This window comes from Agathobaculum sp. Marseille-P7918, from assembly GCF_964248325.1.
Taxonomy (GTDB): Bacteria; Bacillota; Clostridia; order Oscillospirales; family Butyricicoccaceae; genus Agathobaculum.
Genome location: NZ_CAXTXI010000018.1, coordinates 20884 through 41583, shown reverse-complemented (window position 1 = coordinate 41583; position 20700 = coordinate 20884). Strand labels below are relative to the sequence as shown.

At 40.2% G+C, this 20700-nt stretch carries 13 protein-coding genes, 1 tRNA gene and 1 pseudogene; all 15 read left to right on the top strand.

Annotated features, from left to right (window positions below):
• The first annotated feature begins 203 nt into the window (after positions 1 to 203).
• Positions 204 to 290: transfer RNA gene (locus ACESSO_RS16585), tRNA-Leu, on the top strand.
• A 167-nt stretch (positions 291 to 457) separates the two neighbouring features.
• On the top strand, positions 458 to 1978 hold the full coding sequence (locus ACESSO_RS16580) for a DUF6056 family protein (RefSeq protein WP_373166663.1): 1521 nt from the start codon (positions 458 to 460) through the stop codon (positions 1976 to 1978).
• A 571-nt stretch (positions 1979 to 2549) separates the two neighbouring features.
• A complete protein-coding gene (locus tag ACESSO_RS16575) occupies positions 2550 to 3539 on the top strand; it encodes a glycosyltransferase family 2 protein (protein ID WP_373166662.1) in 990 nt (329 codons plus the stop codon).
• A 13-nt stretch (positions 3540 to 3552) separates the two neighbouring features.
• Positions 3553 to 4632 carry a glycosyltransferase family 2 protein gene (locus tag ACESSO_RS16570; RefSeq protein WP_373166661.1) on the top strand — a complete coding sequence of 360 codons (1080 nt, stop codon included), beginning with the start codon at positions 3553 to 3555 and terminating at the stop codon, positions 4630 to 4632.
• Positions 4616 to 5623 (top strand): GHMP kinase, encoded by a 1008-nt coding sequence (locus ACESSO_RS16565; protein WP_373166660.1) that lies wholly within the window; start codon positions 4616 to 4618, stop codon positions 5621 to 5623. The genes ACESSO_RS16570 and ACESSO_RS16565 overlap by 17 nt, the downstream gene beginning before the upstream one ends.
• Positions 5624 to 5648: 25 nt before the next feature.
• Positions 5649 to 6581: an NAD-dependent epimerase/dehydratase family protein gene (locus ACESSO_RS16560; protein ID WP_373166667.1), complete on the top strand. Its 933-nt coding sequence runs from the start codon at positions 5649 to 5651 to the stop codon at positions 6579 to 6581.
• 16 nt (positions 6582 to 6597) lie between these two features.
• Positions 6598 to 7881: an HAD-IIIA family hydrolase gene (locus tag ACESSO_RS16555; RefSeq protein ID WP_373166659.1), complete on the top strand. Its 1284-nt coding sequence runs from the start codon at positions 6598 to 6600 to the stop codon at positions 7879 to 7881.
• Positions 7882 to 7894: 13 nt separating this feature from the next.
• Complete coding sequence (locus ACESSO_RS16550) at positions 7895 to 8482, top strand: SIS domain-containing protein (RefSeq protein WP_373166658.1); 588 nt, start codon at positions 7895 to 7897, stop codon at positions 8480 to 8482.
• A gap of 5 nt (positions 8483 to 8487) precedes the next feature.
• Positions 8488 to 11541, top strand: a complete 3054-nt coding sequence (locus ACESSO_RS16545) for a glycosyltransferase (RefSeq protein ID WP_373166657.1) — start codon at positions 8488 to 8490, stop codon at positions 11539 to 11541.
• A 27-nt stretch (positions 11542 to 11568) separates the two neighbouring features.
• A complete protein-coding gene (locus tag ACESSO_RS16540; RefSeq protein ID WP_373166656.1) occupies positions 11569 to 12342 on the top strand; it encodes an ABC transporter permease in 774 nt (257 codons plus the stop codon).
• 8 nt (positions 12343 to 12350) lie between these two features.
• A pseudogene (locus ACESSO_RS16535) lies at positions 12351 to 13079 on the top strand (ABC transporter ATP-binding protein); the annotation flags it as partial.
• Between the two features lie 564 nt (positions 13080 to 13643).
• Positions 13644 to 15326, top strand: coding sequence for an acyltransferase family protein (locus ACESSO_RS16530; RefSeq protein ID WP_373166666.1), 1683 nt, complete (start codon positions 13644 to 13646; stop codon positions 15324 to 15326).
• Between the two features lie 34 nt (positions 15327 to 15360).
• On the top strand, positions 15361 to 16890 hold the full coding sequence (locus tag ACESSO_RS16525) for a glucosyltransferase domain-containing protein (protein ID WP_373166665.1): 1530 nt from the start codon (positions 15361 to 15363) through the stop codon (positions 16888 to 16890).
• Positions 16891 to 16938: 48 nt separating this feature from the next.
• Positions 16939 to 19065 (top strand): hypothetical protein, encoded by a 2127-nt coding sequence (locus tag ACESSO_RS16520; RefSeq protein ID WP_373166655.1) that lies wholly within the window; start codon positions 16939 to 16941, stop codon positions 19063 to 19065.
• 209 nt (positions 19066 to 19274) lie between these two features.
• A complete protein-coding gene (locus ACESSO_RS16515) occupies positions 19275 to 20669 on the top strand; it encodes a glucosyltransferase domain-containing protein (RefSeq protein WP_373166664.1) in 1395 nt (464 codons plus the stop codon).
• Positions 20670 to 20700: the final 31 nt, after the last annotated feature.

The window sequence follows — 20700 nt, the reverse complement described above, 5'->3', positions numbered from 1 at the left end:
CCTGTGTTATACTCTTGCTCATGAAGGATATGGCCCCCTCTCGTCAAGTTAAGTGTCGCAACTCAACTTTAACCGATAAGGCCCTATCCTTCATCCTTTTTTTATTCAACTGTCCAAGATGTATTGTACTCCTACAAAAAAATAAAGGGAGAATGGGATGCCACGTTTGACACGCGGTGTCCCTTCTGTTATAATCATATCATGCCGCCATGGCGGAACTGGTAGACGCAGGGGACTTAAAATCCCCCGGTAGCGATACTGTGCCGGTTCGATTCCGGCTGGCGGCACCAAAAAGCCCCGTATTCGCAAGGATACGGGGCTTTTTACCGCATGCGGATCTGAGATATGAATAAGGGATGCCTCACGAAACGGCGGGCGTATGGATTGACAGGGTTGCGGGCTGTCGGTAGAATAGAAGAAAGATCAAGAAAGATGAAGATAGAATGAGGGGAAGAAAATGTGTTTGATGCAATCGCGCTGTGCAAAAGTGCTGGGCGTTATCTTTTTGATATCTTTGATACCGCTGTATTGGATTGCGCGCTATGACTATTTATCGGGTGACGACTTTTGGTACCTTGCTCAGACGCAGCAGGTCTGGCAACAGACCGGTTCGGTAGTAGCGGTAGTCAAAGCGGCTTTGCAGCAGACAGTGCAGCGCTATTTTGAGTGGCAGGGCAACTTTTCTTTTATTTTCCTGACTTTTTTGCAGCCTGCCAGTTTTGGTGAGCAGTATTACGGCTTGACAGCAGTGCTGACGCTGACTGCACTGGTTCTGTGTGGTCTATACTTCTTCCGAGTGTTACTGCGCAGCTATATGCAGGCATCGCGCAGCGTCAGCTGGATCATTTCGTTGCTACTGGTGTTTTTGCTGGTGCAGTATATGTATGAGCCGGTTGAGGGGCTTTATTGGCATCCTGGTGCGATTTCCTACACGTTTTTCTATGCTCTTGGCCTGTGGATGAACGGCCTGTTGCTGCAAATGGCGCGGCACACCACGCTGCGCAGACGGTTGCTGTGTTTTGTGCCTGCGCTGCTCCTCGCGCCGATCGTGGGTGGCAGCAATTACTCGACCGCGCTGGTTTCGTCCATGCTGGTATTTCTCCTGATCGTTTACCTATTTGAGAAAAAGCGGCGGCAAAGCGCTGTGTTCTGCCTGCTGGTGTTTATGCTGTTGTTAGCGGCGCTGCTGGTCAGTGTTTTTGCGCCGGGCAACGGCCTGCGGCAGCAGACCGTAGGTGAGGCGAGTATAATCAAGGGTGGCATCGTGTCGGTTGTTTATGCGGTGTACAGCATGGCGAATGCCACAACTGTACCGGTGTTGTTGGCATGGCTGTTTATCGCACCGCTGATGTACCGGCTGGCAAAGCAGAGTGAGTCGGACTTTTCGCACCCGGTTTGGGTGCTGGTGCTGCTGTTTGGTCTGTATGCGGCGCTCGGCATGCCTTGCTTCTATGCACTGGGCTTTGCGATTCCTGAGCGCAATATTAATTTGATCTATTTTAGCTATTATCCGGTTGTGCTGTGCGCGATGTTCTATTTGTTTGGCTGGTTCTCACATCGCGTTTCGGACAAGTTGCCTAATTGGAAGATTGGTGCACTGTATGAAAAGCGGTTTGGTACGGTCTTTACAGTGTTCTGCCTGCTGTTTGCACTGGCCTGTGGCGGACAGATCGTAGTTAGCAAAAGTGCAGGCGGCGGACTGGCGTTTGAACGCATGCCAGCCGGCCTGAGCGCGGTGTATTCTCTGGTGGCTGGGGAGGCGCAGGAGTTCCATGCGCAGATGCTCGAACGTGCGGAGATCTGTCGCAATGCGCCGGGTGAGGATGTGGTGCTGCCCGCGCGGGCAGTCGAACCTTGGGTGCTCGCATACGAGGATATTACAACCGACCCAGCAGATTGGAAAAACACAGGAATGGCAGGGTATTACGGCAATGCCAGTGTACGGCTGGAAAGCGAAGGGGAAGAAGCATTGAGGTAAAGAAGCCGCTTTGAGTTCATTTCAATAACTACTTGCTTTAAAAAGTTGAGTATTTTTGATATCTTTCCTTCCTCTTTTGGCGCTTTGATGCGATTTGCGGTTTTCTTTTTATGAGTAGAATGGGAAAGTGCGTTTCCGTGCCCAGAAACGCACTTTCTTTATGTTTGGCCCCAAAAAGGAATAGACTGTAAGTTTATAAAGAAAGACGAATGACGGATGATAATGATTGAAATGAAAATGTTGCTCGAGAAGGGGTAGAAGTGCAGATTGTCTCGAAAAAGGCTGGCTTGTGGGCTAAACTCTGATAGAATATGCTTTTTTTTGTTTGAAAATTCACCTTGGAGTTCTTCCGTTTCTGCTATGGACTGTGATATAATAAATAAAAGCCTTTGCGTTGCATTTTCTTCAATAGTAACCTTTATTGCCGAAATGATTGCTTGCTTTGGATATGTGAAGAGCTTGTGGTCTTTGTCAATGGTTTTTTTGTTTTGAACTTAGGTATGCTTTGCTTTTGGGTGATAGGTGAGTTCCGGCAGTCTACAAAATCCAAATCCAATAGGAGGAATATTTGGTGCAGTCAGATTTTACGGTCATTGTGCCTGTGTATAATGTCGCAGATTATTTAGAGCAATGCGTGCAAAGTATTCAAGACGCAGTGGTTCAAAAGGATGAGATCATTCTTGTATGCGGAGATTCCGGCGATGGCAGCGATGAATGTGCAGCCAGATTGCAAGAAAAATATTCCAATGTAAAAATAATTAGGCAAACTGGAACGGGTGCATCTAATGCAAGAAACTGTGGCTTGCGCCATGCCAATGGTGAATATATCCTGTTTGTTGATGGTGATGATTTTGTGGATGCAAATGTGCTGAGCCGGTTACTAGATCAAATTCGAAGTGGCCAGCATAAATTTGATATGCTTTTCACAGATTTTTATCGCTATAAACGAATGATAGAACAAACGGTGAGCATTCGGCAATTCGGAGAAGATTATATCAGTGGTACAGAAAAGATTATTGGAAAACTGACTGGGAGAGAATGCTTTTGGAATATCTGGCGGTGCATTTATCGGAGGGAATTTTTGGTTCAAAACAAAATTGAATTTTGGGAAAATGCCTATGCTGAGGATCTCGATTTTACGATTAGGGCTTTTTTGAAAAAACCATTCGCTTGTTTTGTGCCGACCGCCTATTATCATTATAGACTTGGAAGAATAGGTTCTCTGATGAATTGCACTCCCAGCAAGCGCGTACTGAGCACCTTAACCGTCATTGCGTATGATATCAATCTACTGAAAGCATCTGATGAAATTTGGAAACAAAAGCTCATTGATGCATTACAATATGAATACATTTTAAATCTCGCCCTGATTCATGAGCTACCACACGGACAGCAAAAAAAGGCACTTGAAATCATAAAGCTGGAAGTGCTAAGCCCTACTTGCGATGGACTTGTGCGTGCGATGAGCATTATGTTACGGCTCTTTGGTGTTCGGATAACGGCGGCAGTTTTATCGCAGATAAAACGATTGAAACGAAGAAAAGAGGGACGCACCCTGTAATCGGGGGAGTATAATGCCAAAAATCACGATTTTATTGCCTACTTATCAGTCTGAGTTATATATAAATGAGACATTAGACAGCATACGGCGGCAAACGATGAAGGATTTTGAGATCCTTGTGGTGGACGATAGCAAAACAGACAAAACCCGCACTATTTTATCACAGGCAACAGATTTGCCAATTCGTGTGCTAAATGGGCGAAAAAAGGGGCTTGCAGATGCCCTGAATCTTGGTATAATGCAAGCAAAGGGACAGTATATCGCACGCATTGATGCAGATGATCTTATGACGCCTGATCGCCTTGAAAAACAGGCAAATTACCTTGATGCTCATCAAGATGTGATTGTATGTGGCGGCTGGCAGCAGTATTTTGGAAAAAGCTCATATTTGCATGCGCCTCCTGCTGATTCCAATCAGTGCCGTGCGAATCTGATTTTTCGCTGTGATTTATGTCATGCGACGGTTATGTTGCGAAGAAAGGTATTTGTTGAGCATGAGTTGTTTTATGATGCACGATATGCAGCAGAGGACTTTGAACTGTGGACTCGTGCGTTGCATTACGGGGAAATTGCCAATCTTCCTGAAATTTTGTGCTATTACCGATTTGAAGGACAAAATATAACCGTTGCGAAAATGAAACAGCTGATAGAACAAAATGGTCAAATTGCAGCAAAAACACTGAAGCGCACATTAAATATTGAGCTAAGCGAGGAGCAAACGGCTTATTTTACAGGATGGAGCAATCCATTTTATGAGGACAAGCGTTTTGTAGATCGCGGCATAAGACGCTGCGGATTTGATGACCTAAAAAAAATACTATTGCAAATCATAGAGACCAACGAGAAAGTAGGAGCATATGAGAGTGAGTCGCTTTGCAAAGCGTTACAAGCGGAGTGGCTGCGATTAAGGTATCGTATAGGTTTTCATATTGCCAAAGGGAAAATAGATAAAACCAAGCTTTTTCAGGAAATTTCTGCGCCAAGATGTTTTTTTCTTAAAATACAGGGGATTTGCGCCAATTATCCGGGGTTGAAACGGAAAATTATAAAAGTTTATTGCATTGTAAAGAATAAAGTTGAAAGAAAAGAGTGAAAAAATGATTATCACAAGAACACCATTTCGCATCAGCTTTGCAGGCGGTGGCAGTGATCTGCCGGATTTTTACGAGAAGTATGGCGGATGTGTGCTAAGCACAAGCATTAACCGCTATTGCTACATTTCAATTCATCCTTATTTTGATGAAACACATACACTGCTGAAATATTCGCAAAATGAGCTGGTGAGCGATTTGTCCGAAATTAAGCACAGTATTCTGAATTGTGTGCTAAATGAGCGTAAAATCAGCGGTGTGGAAATCACTTCAACGGCAGATGTGCCTGGCGGAACAGGACTTGGCTCTTCCAGCACCTTTACAGTAGGTCTGCTGAATGCGCTGAACTGCTATCAGGGCAAATATATGTCCAAAGGAAAACTCGCGGAAAAGGCTTGTGAGATTGAAATTCAGAAACTTGGCAGCCCGATTGGCAAGCAAGATCAATACGCGGCGGCGTTTGGCGGGTTGAATTTCATTCGATTTCATCAAGACGGAGAAGTTTCCGTTGCGCCGGTTGTCATGAAGCCGGAAACATACCATGAGCTGCAAAAAAATCTTGTGATGTTTTACACAGGTGATACGCGCTCTGCAAATTCCATCCTGAAAGAGCAGAAAAATAACATGGGGGCGGAAGAGAAAACTGCAAATCTTCGCCAAATGTGCGCGCTTGCAGAGGATATGCTGGTAGCGTTGGAGAAAAATCAAATTGACAGCTTTGGAGATTTGCTCAACGAAGGCTGGAAACTCAAGCGCACCCTTGCAAGCGGAATTTCAAATCCGCATATTGATGAGGCCTATGAAATTGCAATGAAAAATGGTGCACTGGGCGGCAAATTGCTGGGAGCAGGTGGCGGTGGCTTCCTGCTGTTCTACTGTCCGCCCCAAGAGCAGGAAAAGCTAAGAGTTGCGTTGAAATTGCGTAGTTTTCCGTTCTCATTTGAAAAAGATGGAGCATCGGTTGCTTATATCGGTGATAAATACTGGGACTGATCTGAAATAAAGGAGATTGAATGTTATGAAGGTTTTGGTAGCGGGCGGTGCTGGATTTATTGGCAGTCATCTGATTGACGCCCTTTTGGCAGAGGGGCATGATGTAGTATGTGTAGATAATTTTTTTATCGGCACAAAGGAAAATATTGCACATTTGCATGAAAATTCGCATTTTACTTTTTATGAGCAGGACCTAACCGAGTTTGATAAAATGCTTGAGATTTTTAAGGCAGAGCAGGTGGAGTATGTATTCCATATGGCTGCAAATTCGGATATACAAGCAAGTGCACAAAATCCGATGATTGAGTATAAAAATACTTATTCTACCACTTTTATTCTGCTCGAATGCATGCGGCTTTGCGGTGTGAAAAAGCTGTTCTTCGCATCTACTTCTGCGGTATATGGAGAGCAGATGGGTGCGGAGGTGAGTGAAAATGCAGTTGCACTCCAGCCTATTTCTTACTATGGCGGTGCCAAATTAGGCTCAGAGGGTATTATTTCATCCTTTGCTTATATGAACGATATGAGTGTGCTGATATTCCGCTTCCCGAATGTGATCGGTCCAAGGCTGACTCATGGTGTAATCTTTGATTTTGTAAAGCGTCTGAAGGCTGACCCCTCTCATCTTCGTATTTTGGGCGATGGCACACAGAGCAAACCTTATCTCTATGTGCTTGATTTGGTGGATGCGATTATGCAGTTTAAGGATGTGGACAAGGGAATTGCCCTTTACAATGTTGGTGTTCAGACGCAGACTTCAGTAACACGAATCGCGGAAATTGTATGTGAAAAAATGGGGCTTACGGGTATTCCGTTTGAATATACAGGCGGCAGAGGCGGTTGGAAGGGCGATGTGCCGGTGTTTGCCTATAATTTGGATAAAATTCATGCTGCTGGGTGGAAAGCAAGCATGACAAGCGATGAGGCAGTTGCCAAAACAGTGGAAAAGGTGCTTTGATATGCAGGCAGTGATTATGGCAGGCGGCAAGGGAACCCGTCTGCGTTCGATTACAAATGATGAAATCCCAAAGCCAATGGCGCCTGTGGCAGGTAAGCCGATTTTAGAGTGGCAGATGGAATGCTTGAAGCGTCAAGGTGTTTTGGATGTTGTTCTGATTATTGGTCATTTGGGACAAAAGATCAGAGAATATTTCGGTGATGGCAGCAAGTTTGGTATGAATATTGATTATATCGAGGAAACTGCACCGCTCGGAACAGCAGGTGCACTTTCGATGCTGCCTCCATTCCTGAAAGAGGATACTTTCTTTTTGATCTTTGGCGATGTGTTGTTTGATATTGACTTGAACCGTATGGCACAGTATCATTCGGAAAAAAAGGCGGAGGCAACCCTGTTTGTACACCCGAATACGCATCCGTTTGACTCGGATTTGGTGATTTGTGATAAAGATGGACTGGTAAAGCGGTTTGATTCCAAACACAATGTGCGCGATTATTGGTATCAGAATTGTGTAAATGCTGGTTTTTATCTGATGAATCGCAGCGTTTGCGATTGTGTCCCAAAGGGACAAAAGTTGGATCTCGAGAAAGAACTGCTTACAGGCATGATAGAACAAGGTCGGGCAGTTTATGGTTACCGCTCGCCGGAATATATCAAGGATGTGGGCACGGTGGAGCGCATTCGTCATGCAGAAAAAGAGCTGAAAAGTGGCTTTATTGCGGGACGATGCCTGCAAAATAAGCAAAAGGCGATTTTCCTTGACCGTGACGGAACAATTAACCAGAAAAATGGTTTGGTTTATCAGGAAGAGCAGTTTGCACTGGAAGATTGTGCAGTTGAGGCAATCAGGACAATCAATGCATCAGGCTACCTTGCAATTGTCATTACCAATCAGCCCGTTGTTGCGAGGGGCTTGTGCGAAGAAGATGATGTGATCCGAATTCATAATAAGATGGAAACCCTTTTTGGGCGAGAGGGTGTGTATTTGGATGATATTTGCTACTGTCCACATCATCCGGATAAGGGTTATCCAGAAGAAAATCCAGCATATAAAATTCCGTGTCATTGCAGAAAACCGGATATTGGCATGATTGAGCGTTGTGCGGAACTTTATAATATTGATTTATCGCAGTCTTGGATGGTTGGCGACACAACGGTCGATATTCAGACCGGAAAAAACGCCGGCACAAAGACTGCGCTGGTGCTTACTGGTGACGCTGGTAAGGATAAAAAATATGATGTTGCAGCGGACATCACTGCACAGGATATCTTAACAGCGGTTCAAAAAATCATAGAATAACGGGAGTGAAGATATGAACTATATTAAGGATATTGAACAATATATTGCACTTGAAATAGAGATATTGAAGCAGCTGGATGCGGAACAGATCAATGCTGCGCTGAACCTTTTGGACGAAACCCGTCAGCACAAGGGGCGAATTTATATTTGTGGAAACGGTGGCAGTGCAGCGACTGCATCACATTTTCAAAACGATTTCAATAAAGGCGTTTCTGAGTATATTGATGTACCGTTTCGCTTTCATTGCTTAAATGATAATATGGCTACGATTATGGCGATTGCGAATGATATTGGATACGAGGAAGTGTTCCGTTTTCAGCTGCGGAACAATTTAGAGGAAAATGATGTGCTGATTGCAATTTCGGGCAGTGGCAACTCTCCGAATATCATTCACGCAGTAGAGTATGCAAAGGAACATGGCTGCAAAATTATCGGTCTGACCGGTTTTTCGGGCGGCAAGCTTAAAGAGATGGCAGATATTTCTCTGCATGCGCCAGTAAATAGCATGCAGGTCACAGAGGATATCCATATGACTTTTGACCATTTGATGATGAGCATTTTTTATAAGCATCTTTGCGGACAAGATCACTTAAAAGGCTAATAGTGATGGAGGAAGAAATGGGGAAAAATGCAATTATGCTGGCAGATACAAGACCGGCGCTCGTTGGTACAGTACTGTTACAGCTGCAAAATACAAATAAGGGATTGTTTGATGAGGCGATTATATATTATAAAACACCGATCTCAGCAAAAGACCGGGAACTCATGTGCTCAATTATGCCATGTCGGTTTATTGAATACCAGCCGCCGCTTCCTGATTATTTGTTTGAAAAGCCGAGATTTCAGCGTTTTTCGGTGCTGATGTTTTGCAGATATGAAATGTTTTCATATTTGGATGAATTTGATACGATTACATGGATTGATACTGATATTCTGATTCAGGATAGTTTGGAAGATCTGATTTCTGCAGCGCAAAAAACGGGAGCAGCAATGGTTCATGAAGATCCGATTCATAAGACTGCTGAAAATACAGATCGAATGCGAACCTGTTTTACCACCGATGTGCCAGGATACAAAATGGACGAATATCTTTATCCCTCTGGTACAATTGTATTTTCTAAAAAAATTGAAGGCTACAAGAATTATACAAAATGGTGTTATCAAAAGACGATCGAATGGGCAGATATTCTTAGTTTGCCGGATCAAGGTGTGATTAACGCGGCGATACAGCAGTTTAAAATTAAGGTAAGCCCAGTTGCTGGAAAAGACTATTGCTGTTATCCATATATGGGACGCGATTGTTCCAGTGCGAAAATCATACATACCTGGGGCAGTAATAAGTTTTGGAATGATTGGTATAATTATTTATCTTTTCCTAAGTGGAAAGAATACTATCAAAATTGGATAGAAATGGGCGGTATTTCGCTTGGCTTTGACATTCTTCCTAAAATATCAATAGTTATTCCATCATATAAGCCTAATTTGGAACTGATGAAACAGGCTCTAGACAGTCTGATAAACCAGAATCGTGCAGATTGGGAGCGATATTCGGATTTCGAAATTATTATTGTTGCTGAGCCGTTTGAAATAGATGCTTTAAAACAACTAATTGATTCGTATCATGATCCCAGAATCTGTTTGCATTTTAATGAAGAGCGAATGGGAATTGCTGCAAGTTTGAATGTTGGGTTGCGTCTCGCAAAGGGAAAATATATTGCTCGTGTGGATGACGATGATATTTGCGAAGCATCTCGAATGTATTTACAGGCCAAATATTTAGATGAGCATCTGGATATTCACCTATGCACAAGTGATTTTGAATATTTTGGCGATATGAATGAGTGGCGCTTGTCTTTTGAAGGGGAAATGAGCCGGGCATGGTCTATTTTTACTTGTCCATTTGACCATCCGACAATTATGTTCCGTAAGGACTTTTTTGAAGAAAACGATTTATTTTATGATGAAAAAAGAGGATTTGTAGAAGACTGGGAGCTTTGGAGACGTGCTTTCGATAAGGGATTGAAGGTTGGATGCATTCATCAAGTGCTCTTTTTTCATAGATGGATGAATACAGGCAGTGCAGGTCAGACTAATAAGACCATCGATATGATGCGTGAAATGATTCAAAATAACTTTGCACAGCTTGGAGTTGAAATACCTAGAGAGGATTTGTCACTAATTGGACCGTGGAATGGACGTTTAGATAACGAAGAACAAATTCAAAAGGTAGAAAGTTATTTCGAGCAAGCATTGAAGCAAAATGAAGTATTAAAACTTTATGATCAAGATGCTCTGGCTGAAGCGTTCCGCTTACGTCTTGTTGAAGCTCGCACAGGAAATTTGCCGGACTTAAGCAGAAAGATCCAGAGAAACAGCGGCAAAAAGCGAAATGAGGGTACGCAGCAAATTTCTTTGAACTATGAGACTCCACATCAGCCATCTTTGTTTAGAAGAATTGCAAAGAAGATCATAAAACCGCTTTATCGCCCGTTTAGAAATAGATACGAAGATCGATTGATTGAAATTATGCACACAACATATACAATCAGCGATCAGTTAAATCGTTTGCAGGCATATGTTGAGACACAGGATAATAAAATCTCAGCACTAACTCAGCAGCTAAAGGAGCAAATTCAGTTAAACTCCACTCTGCTGAATTCAAGAATTTGTGATGAATCTGAGCACACTAGGCAGGTGCTAAGCGCAAACATGTATCAGGAAAGTGAAAACACAAGACAGATGTTGAGTGCGAATATGTATCAGGAAAGTGAAAACACAAGACAGATGTTGAGTGCGAATATGTATCAGGAAAGCGAAAATACAAGACAGATGCTTAGCGCTAAAGTGTTTGAGGAGAGTGAGCATATTCGTCATGAAATTCTCGATCAAGTCAATCGACATATTGATTTTACCTATCGAGATATTATGGTAGCAATGGAACGCCAAAAGCCTTTTTTGCCAGAAAATAGTGTAAAGCTAATCACAGATTATCCTGTTGCATATAAAAGTTTAGATCATTTACATCCGCATGGAACAATAAGAGATAACACAAGGTATCCAAGATTTGTAGAAAAATGTGAGGAGATCCTTGATAAGAAAACTGGACTTAGCTTTTTGGATCTTGGTTGCTCTGGTGGTGGCATGGTGTTAGAAGCTGCGCTGCGAGGACATACCGCTATGGGACTTGAAGGAAGCGATAGTTCTAAAAAAGAACAACGCGCAGAATGGAGATTGCTTGGTGAACGCTTACAAACATGCGATATTACAAAGCCGTTCCAGATAGAATGTATAGATGGTTCCAAGAAAAAATTTGATATTATCACTGCGTGGGAAGTAATGGAGCATATTCAGGAGTCAGGCTTACCGCAAATGTTGCATAATATCAAAAATCATCTAAGTGATACTGGATATTTTGTTGCGTCTATTGCAAATTGGGAAGATATCGATTCCGAAAGTGGTGTAAACTGGCATGTCACCCTTCATGAGTATGAATGGTGGGTTAAGCTATTTGAAGATGCTGGGTTTAAAATACATTCGGATTTGTTTGAACCAATTGATATGGCAAGAGGTACATATAATCCACCGCATTGCTATGAGGCATTGTATCCGGAATATGATAGCGAAAAAAATTTTTATATTGTGGTATCTGTTATAAAATAACAGAAATTATGGGAGTGAGGTTTTGCTTTGAATATCATAAATAAACTCAAAAAAAATCAATTTCTCTTCCAGCAGCTTGTGCATCGTGATTTTACAAAAAAATATAAGCGAACGGTTTTAGGAATTGGCTGGAGTATGCTGTCTCCGCTTCTTACCTTGCTTGTTATGAATATCATTTTTTCTTCCTTATTGGGTTCAGATATTCCACACTATACGATTTATTTATTTTCAGGACAGCTGGTATATTCTTTTTTCAGTGAATCTACAAATCAAGGCATGACCTCACTTCTGGATAATGCAGATATTTTTACTAAAGTCAATGTACCCAAATATATGTTCTTGTTTTCAAAGAATGTATCTGCACTGATTAACTTTGGATTAACACTTATTATTTATTTTATTTTTGTTATCGCCAATGGGATTCCAATCACTTGGAAGTTTATTTTTCTCATTTATCCAATTGCGTGCTTGGTGATATTTAATTTGGGAATGGGGCTTATACTTTCGGCCCTATATTTGTTTTTCCGAGATATACAGTATTTGTATAGTATTTTTACTATGCTGTTGATGTATATGTCTGCGATATTCTACGATATTGGTTCATTCCCACAGTTAGGACAAAATCTGTTTTTACTCAATCCGATTTATCTGTATATTCGGTATTTCCGTAAAATAGTAATCGAAAATACAATTCCAACGCTGCAGTTTCATTTGCTTGCTGTAGCATATGCAGTGATTGTTTTTGCAATTGGAAGCTGGATTTATAAAAAGAAGAATCATAGTTTTCTTTACTACGTGTGAGGTTTACAATGGAATTTGCATTAAAAGCAGAAAATGTGTCAATTCGTTATATTACAGGCGATTTTAAGGATATTGGTATCAAGGAATATTTGACACGTAAGGCTACTCATAACTATCATGTAAATGAGTTCATGGCAGTTGATGGTGTATCTTTTACACTTGAGCATGGCGACATGCTGGGCATAATTGGAACGAACGGTGCGGGCAAATCCACGCTGCTCAAAGCAGTAGCTGGAATTATGGAGCCTACCAGAGGAAAAATCACCGCAAATGGAGAAGTCGCTGCTCTGCTTGAATTGGGCAGCGGCTTTGATGGAGATTTGACAGTAAAAGAGAATGCATACCTGCGTGGCGCAATGCTGGGTTATACCAAAGAATTTATGGATCAAACTTATGACCATATTATTGACTTTGCAGAGCTGTGCGAGTTTGAGGATAGACCGTTTAAACAGTTGTCATCAGGAATGAAGTCGAGACTTGCATTTTCGATTGCATCTCTTGTAAAACCAGATATTCTGATTCTCGACGAAGTGTTGTCGGTGGGCGACGGTGCATTTCAGGAGAAAAGTGCGAAAAAAATGAGAGAAATCATTTCTCAAGGTGCAACAACTATCTTGGTATCGCATTCGCTGGAACAAATTCGTGAGCTGTGCAATAAAGTATTATGGTTGGATCACGGAAAACAAATTGCATTTGGTGATGTAACAGAGGTGTGCGACCAATATGCACGATTTTTAAATGGCGAATGTTCATTACCAGTAAACGAAAACGCACCTGAACAAAATAATACAGAGGAGCAGTCTCGCCTGCAATCGAAAGAAGGACAGGTCAAAAGTGAAAAGAGTAGAAAAATACTCTCGGCGCTGATTTCGATAGCGGTGGCGGTTTTTTTTGCGTTGCTTGTATTCTTAGCTGGCCTTAACATATTTTCTCCTCAGAATTCTGGAGAGGAGATAATAACGCTATATAGTCAGGATTTGAGCAAAAGCGTGGTGTATCGTGGCGCATCTGTAGATGGGCAATGGTATAATCCAAGTGATACGGTAACAGACTGTGGAAATTGGGTTGCAGTTACAGGGGATTTATCAACATATACTGCAACGGACGAAACAGGATTCAAATTTACCATTCCTCAGGCAGAACAACGCACGCTTACATTCAATGTAGGTCCTAATGAAGGGAGCGTAAAGGTAGAGATTGGAAACGAAACACTTGTTTTTGATCTTAACCAAGAAGCAGAGGTAAAAAATGGTGTAGCATTTGAAATTCCAGAAAATGTTGGTGTGGACTACACCAATTACATGTATATTGGAGCAATATTGACATTTATATGTGTCTTTTTGTTTATGTTCTTAGTGGTAAGCAAAAAGAGGGTTGGTAAAAACAGCGGAAATAAAAATGAAAAAAAACATAGCAAACGAAAAATATTTTTTATAGCAGTTGCTTTTCTGTCTTTTTCGATGATCTTGGTTTTAACCGGATTGGGTATAATTCGAGATATAGAAGCAAAATCAGCATTAGAAGTAAAGGTTACTTCGCTTTTGCCAGAGAAGGAAGTGGTATTTCGTGGAGCTTCGATAGATGGCGTATGGTATAACCCGCAAACTTTGGTTCAATCAGCAGATGGATGGAATTTTGACGAAGCAACATTTACATATCGAGCTGAAACTTCATCAAAAATGACGTTAGATATCCCCAAAGGATCAGAACGTGCAGTAGTGTTTAATACTGGGGAAGGGCAAGGCAATATTTTGCTTGAAATCTCAGGGCAAACAACCGAGTATTCACTATCAGATTATACATATAGTGATGCAGGTATGCCAATATCTATCATAAATCCTCAAATAGATAGCGCAAAAAATGAAAAAATATGCAATTACAGTGGAGCTATTCTGCTTTGTGCGTTTGTTGTGCTACTGATTAGTATAATTGGTTTGTTATGGGATGGTCAGTCAAGGACAAGGGTGAAAACAAAAAGAAATTCTTCGATTGAATTTCTGCGATTTGTGGTTATTATGAGCGTTACAGTACACCACTATTGTGCCCTTAGCCCCAATGGTTATTTAGGCGTTGATTTCTTTTTTGTACTCAGTGGATTTTTGCTGATGTCTCATTTTACAGCGCACTATAGACCAGAGCATGACGCAGTGAAGCAAGCAGCAGTATACACAAAAAATAGATATTTAAAGATTATACCTTTCTATCTTGTCGCATTTGCGTTGTCAATACTTTTATCTATATCGATGAATAAGGGCTTGACAATTGGTTCATTTGTAAAAAACGCAGGATGGGAACTTTTGATGCTAGAAGGATTTGGAATAACACAAGATTTAATTGTGGGTCCAGGCTGGTATTGCAGTTCATTATTGATTGCAGGATTTGTCATTTATTTTTTATTGGGAAAGAGTCGCAAAAACTATCTGTATTTGATTGCCCCGATTAGTTTGATGACTATTTTCGTATACATGGCAGTTCATTTTTCGAATTTGAATCGATGGCTTCAGGTAGATACATGGATCAGTACAGGAACACTGAGAGGCTTTGCAGAGATGGGCCTTGGTTGCATATGTTATGAAATTTTCCAACATGCAAAGGATAAAATGCAAAATCGAATGAAAATTCTGAGTTCAATTGTGGAATTGCTATGCATTATTTTCATTTTATATGTTATGTATGGAAAGAATGTGCAGGGATATGATTTCATTTGTGTACTTGTAATGGCAGCATTGATTACTTCGTTTTTTATTGCAAATAGTTATTTATCCACCGTGCTTAATAACTCGCTTTCAGCATATTTGGGAAGAATTAGTGTGTCCATATATCTGAACCATATTATTCTGGCTAATATTGATTGGTATGGCTTGCTTGGAATAGATTGGAATGATTCGTTTATTATTTATCTCTGCATTGTGATTCTATTTTCATGTGTATCACAGAAATTTGTTGAACTTATAATGCAACGCTGGAATAGATTGGAAGTTTAGATAGTGTAATCCTGAAAACAACTAGGTGAAAGTAATGAAAAAAATATCATATCAAGATAAGCTTGTATTTATTACAACTTTTATAATTGGCTTTTTAACGCATGGATTTGCCATCGTAAATAAGATTACTAATCATGATGATATGGCCACTCTGATTGGATGTGGCAATGGAATTGCATTAGGGAGATGGATGTGGAATCTTTGGGCTAGTTTAAATACTATAATCAATCCGTTTGTATATGGACTGATTAATCTGCTGCTCATGTCCATTTGTGCAGTATTACTCATAAGAATATTTGATGTTAAGAAGAGATGGATAGCAGTTTTAATAGGTGGCGTATGGATTTCGTTTCCAGCGAACAAATCAATGTTTTTTTACACACAATTGATCCCAATATATACCATAGGTATATTCTTGTCAGTACTCGCCATATATATTTTTGCATTTCAATCTGGCTGGAAAAAATATTTGCTCAGCGTTATATGTATCATACTTGGAACCGCATGCTATCAAGCATATTTTGCTATTACGGTTGCAGGGTTAACACTTCTGCTGTTCTTTAGAATTTGTCGAGGCAATTTATCACAAAAAGATATTATATTTCAAGTGCTGTATACGGGAGGCGTACTGCTAATCGGTATTTTGGGATATTTTGCAGCAACTAAAATAATTTGCAACTACTATAATATACCGCTGGTTTCTTATCAAGGAATGGATAGTATTGGCGTGGGTTACATGGATAAACTCCCGCAAATGCTTTCAAATGCATATGAGGCATTCTTTGGATTCCATTCTGGATTACAAAATGTGTTCTTGGCGAAGATCCAAGATATTATATTACCACTAGTGTTTTTTGCAGGTGGAATAGTACTCTTATGGAAACAAGTTAGAGCAAGAAACATATTAGCAGTCATTATAGGTGTGATCATTATTGCATTATACCCGGCTGTCTGCAATTTGACTTATTTATATGGTTCTGATTTTGTATATTCACTTATGCAATATTCTAATGCATTTCTCCATATTGCAGTATTAGTATTCTTAGATGAATTTCTGCCGTTGATTACCGATAGCACTAAATACCTTAGAGTCACTGTTTCATTAATTGGTGTAGTGATTAGCTTAGGTATTGTTCAGAATGTTATGCTTGCAAACCATGAGTATTATGCTCAGTATCGCACACAAATATTTTCTTTTGAATATTTAGGTGATGTTGTGACAAGAATTCGCTCGACAGATGGGTATTCGCCGGAGATGCCCGTTTCTTTGATCGGATATTGTCAAGATGCTAGTATCAAGGGAATGGATGCGGCTTTAAAACGAACAAATCTAGGTGGAATCACAACTGCAGATAACTTTATTAATAGTGCAATATATCAAGATTGGCTTAGACCAGGCTTATTTAATTATTGGTTAGGATTCTCAGGGACGTTTTTATCTAAGGAACAAAGCATGGAATTACTGAAAGATCCTAGGGTCAGCCAAATGCCAGATTATCCGGCAGATGGGTCGGTGCAGGTAGTTGATGGAATTGTTGTTGTTCATTTTTCATCGCTATTTTAAAATGGGTTTGTAAAGCAATTCTGAAAGCTTATCAGAAGGAGATTTTTAGTGAATTCGCTTGTATTTATAGTTAAACTGCTTGTAGTGCTTGCAGTAGCTTTTGCGATGATAAAAAGCAATTGCATATCGATAAGGTGGGCCAAAACGAATGTAATTTTTGTGATTGCCTTTGCTTTATTGGCACAAACAATTTCGACATTTTTGCCTCCAGTAACTGATACTATCACTATTCAAGCTCTTGGAGAAAAAAATACATCGGCACAGGCTGATGAAGTGTTGTTGAACGCTATTTTGGTGGATGGGGAAACTATTGAGATTCCTACACCTGAAAATGGAAAATGGTTCTGGATTGGTGAAAATTATGCATGGCGTAACGAAAGTGATGGTAGGCAGCCACAAGGTACAACAAGAGAAATAACGTTGCAAATCCCAGTGGGAACTGAGCGCTTTTTGCAATTCACAACAAGTCCTTGGAGTGGAATGTGTAAAGTTAGTTCAATAAATACTGAAAGTACTATTGACACTTACTCGGAAGTGAATGGCGCTATAACTGTACAACTGGGGAAAAGCGCCAGTGCGATGTTGATAAGACAGGCATTTCAGCAGATAGCAGTATTCACTTTGGTTTTTGTAATATTAAGCGGAATCTTGTGGCAAGTGGAAAGATTATATCAGAGGCTGAAAATTAATGAAAAAGAACAATGGAAGAAGGCAGTCGATAGGCGAATCGCACCTGCTATAATTTCCGTAGTCGTATTTTTTCTTATGATTAAATATGCGGATGTAAGTTCTTTCTGGACTGATGAAGTTGCTCAAGTAAGTTTTGCTTCAAAAGGCATTATAGAAAATATATTAATTTGTATTCGAGCACAAGATTTTTCGCCCCCTCTTTATGATATTGTATGCAGTATTTGGTATCGAATAGCGCCATATGGTGAGCAATGGTTGCTTTTAGTTTCTATTGTGCCAACAGTTCTCGCAGTGTATTTTATTGGACGAATGGCAACAGAACTAACCGGGTCTAAATTTGCAGGTGTTTTTTGCTCACTATTGATGGCAACATCTTCAACAGTTTGGTTAAGGCAGGCATATGAATTGCGTTCCTATGCATTGCCGTCTCTTTTTATAAGTTTGGCATTATATATCCATGTGATTCGTCAGGATAAAAAAGGATTTGGAATATTATTTAGCCTATCCATTGCTGCGCTTGCGATGAGTCATTATTTTGGTATGCTTGTGTGTGGCCTGTTTTTTTTGGCAGATGCTTTTTTATATTGGAAAAAACGTATCTCGTTGAAAAAATTAATTGGCTATTATATATTTCCAGCAGTTCTTTCGGTTGCATGGGTTGCGGTAGTATATTTTGTAACACTTCGTCATGTTGATTCCAGTCAATTAGCCACGTGGTATCCTGTTCCAGCGCTTGCTCAAGTCAAAGAATTAATTGTTTTACTTGCAGGAAATAATAATATCACAGTGCTGCTATTCATTTTAGGATTTACCGCAGCTGTTGTGAGCATTTTGCTCAATCGAGATAAGGATTATGAAAGAAAGCATTTTTATTTGGGTTTTTGCTGCATATCAATTGTTTTGTTGATTGGTGCCATGTTCATTTATGGCAATTATATTAATACCGTGTCTACAAAGTGGGAGATACGCTACTTTTTGGTGCTGACACCTTTTGTTTGGCTTGTAACTGGATTATGGCTTGATATGATTTTACGTAAAATGGATGAGGTCTTTTGTAATCAAAAATTAAATTGTCGATGCACAGCAGCAATCTTTTTGGCAATTACACTTTCAACATCTGTTGTGCAAGCAGTCAAAACGGCAATGTGGCCGGTAGAGCCGTATCGTCAATCAGCGGACTGGTTATATGAACAGGCAAATGATATTTATGATGAGAAAACAGCGGTCTTGGTTATGACAACAGATTTTGTTGCAGATGGCTGGAGTGAGTATTATTTGACAAAGCAAGGAAGACGCGATCCGATAAATTGCTATAACATTTATCAGTTTGCTAATCCGGAAACCGAGTTGCTTGAATTTGACAAACTTTATATCCAATATACATTAGTTGGTATTCCGCAAAACATCCAAGTAATTTTAGATGAACATTTTGAACTACTTGAGGATCGGACAGATTTAGCAATGAGAGCATATTTGAGAAAATAAAAAGGATTGGTGAGAATATGAAAGTTCTGCCAAGAGCAGATGAATGGGTTGTTGAAAGGGTAAGAAAAGTATCGAAAACAACTTGGATTGCTTTTTTTACTGCTGTAATTACATCAATTATTATAAATTTTCCTGCATACTCGCTTCGACTGCAGACTCCGGATGCGGTGTATGGAGATCCTTTTACACCATGGTATTAGGATTTTCAGCTGGGACGATTTGTTTTAGCGTTAATTGGGTATTTTAAACATTTTTTTAACCTAACTTATTATAGTTGCGCAATTGCATTTGTATTTATTGGATTAACAGCTGTACTTCTTTGCCATATACTTCAGATAAAAAGCTCCTTAATGGTTTTTATTATTAGTGCGTTAATGGCTGTATTTCCGGCATATGCTTGGATGACCCAACTCTTTTATTACATAGAAGCATACGTTGCTTCTCTGTTTTTTGCTATGTTTGCAATATGGCTAAGCAATAAAAGATATGGTATCATTACAGGTGCAGTGGCAATGTGCATTTCACTTGGACTATACCAAAGTAGTATTGCAGCAGCAATTACATTAGCTTTATTGCTTATTATCCGCCAATTGCTGGCTGAGAACAAAAATTTGAAAATGATCGCACTATCAGCGATGCGTATGCTGGTAGTAGGTGTTTTGGGTGGAATAGCATACTTTGTAATATATCATGCAGCATGTGCATGGTTGCATATTCCAACAGCAGTGGCATCATATTCGGGAATAGAGGCAATACTGAATCCTGCGAATTGGGGACCGATCATTAAAGACATATACACAACTGCAATTGGTTTTTATATTTCGCCAAATGCCTATAATAATGGTGAATGGGGACTTCATATTCTAAATATCATTATTTTGGCAGTCGGATTGGTAGGTTTGTTGTGTAAAATTAGAAGAGCGCAGTGGTGGAGGGGTGCTTTATCAGTCGTTATCATAGTGCTCTTACCGTTTGCAATGCTTTTCCTCTTGATTCTTTCTCCAACGCATATTACACCGTGGGGATTCATGGTACCATTGTTATTGCCCATGCTGTTTGGCGTTTCGGCATTTATTCAAGAATTGGAAATAACGGATAAAAAACAAATTTTGATTGGTATGCAATATGTGCTGATAATTGCTATGTTACTGCTATGCAATAGCTATTGGAAATATAATACAGCGAATTATCTTGCAATGGAACTTACGCAAAACAAGGCTGTTTCACTCGCCAATAGATTAGTGAGCGATATGGAGGAAGTGGATGGATATACTCCGGGAATGAAGGTAATGTTTTGTGGAACAGAGAATCCTGAATTATACCCGCGCATACATAATCAAATTTATGATTATACCAGTGCTCATTCAGCGGATTCTGGTATGGTTTGGGCAGATTTGTCTTGTGCACAGATGGAATGGACTGGAATTATGCACCAATTTATTGGAATATCCTACCAGCAGACAACCGTTGAGGATTTTAAGTATATTATACCAACTGAACAATACCAAAATATGCCGCTTTACCCCGAGCAGGGTTCCATTCAAATTATCAATGATACAATGGTGATAAAATTGTCATCAGTATATGATAGCGTCACTTATTGATAAAAATATGCCTGCACCTATTGAAATTGTG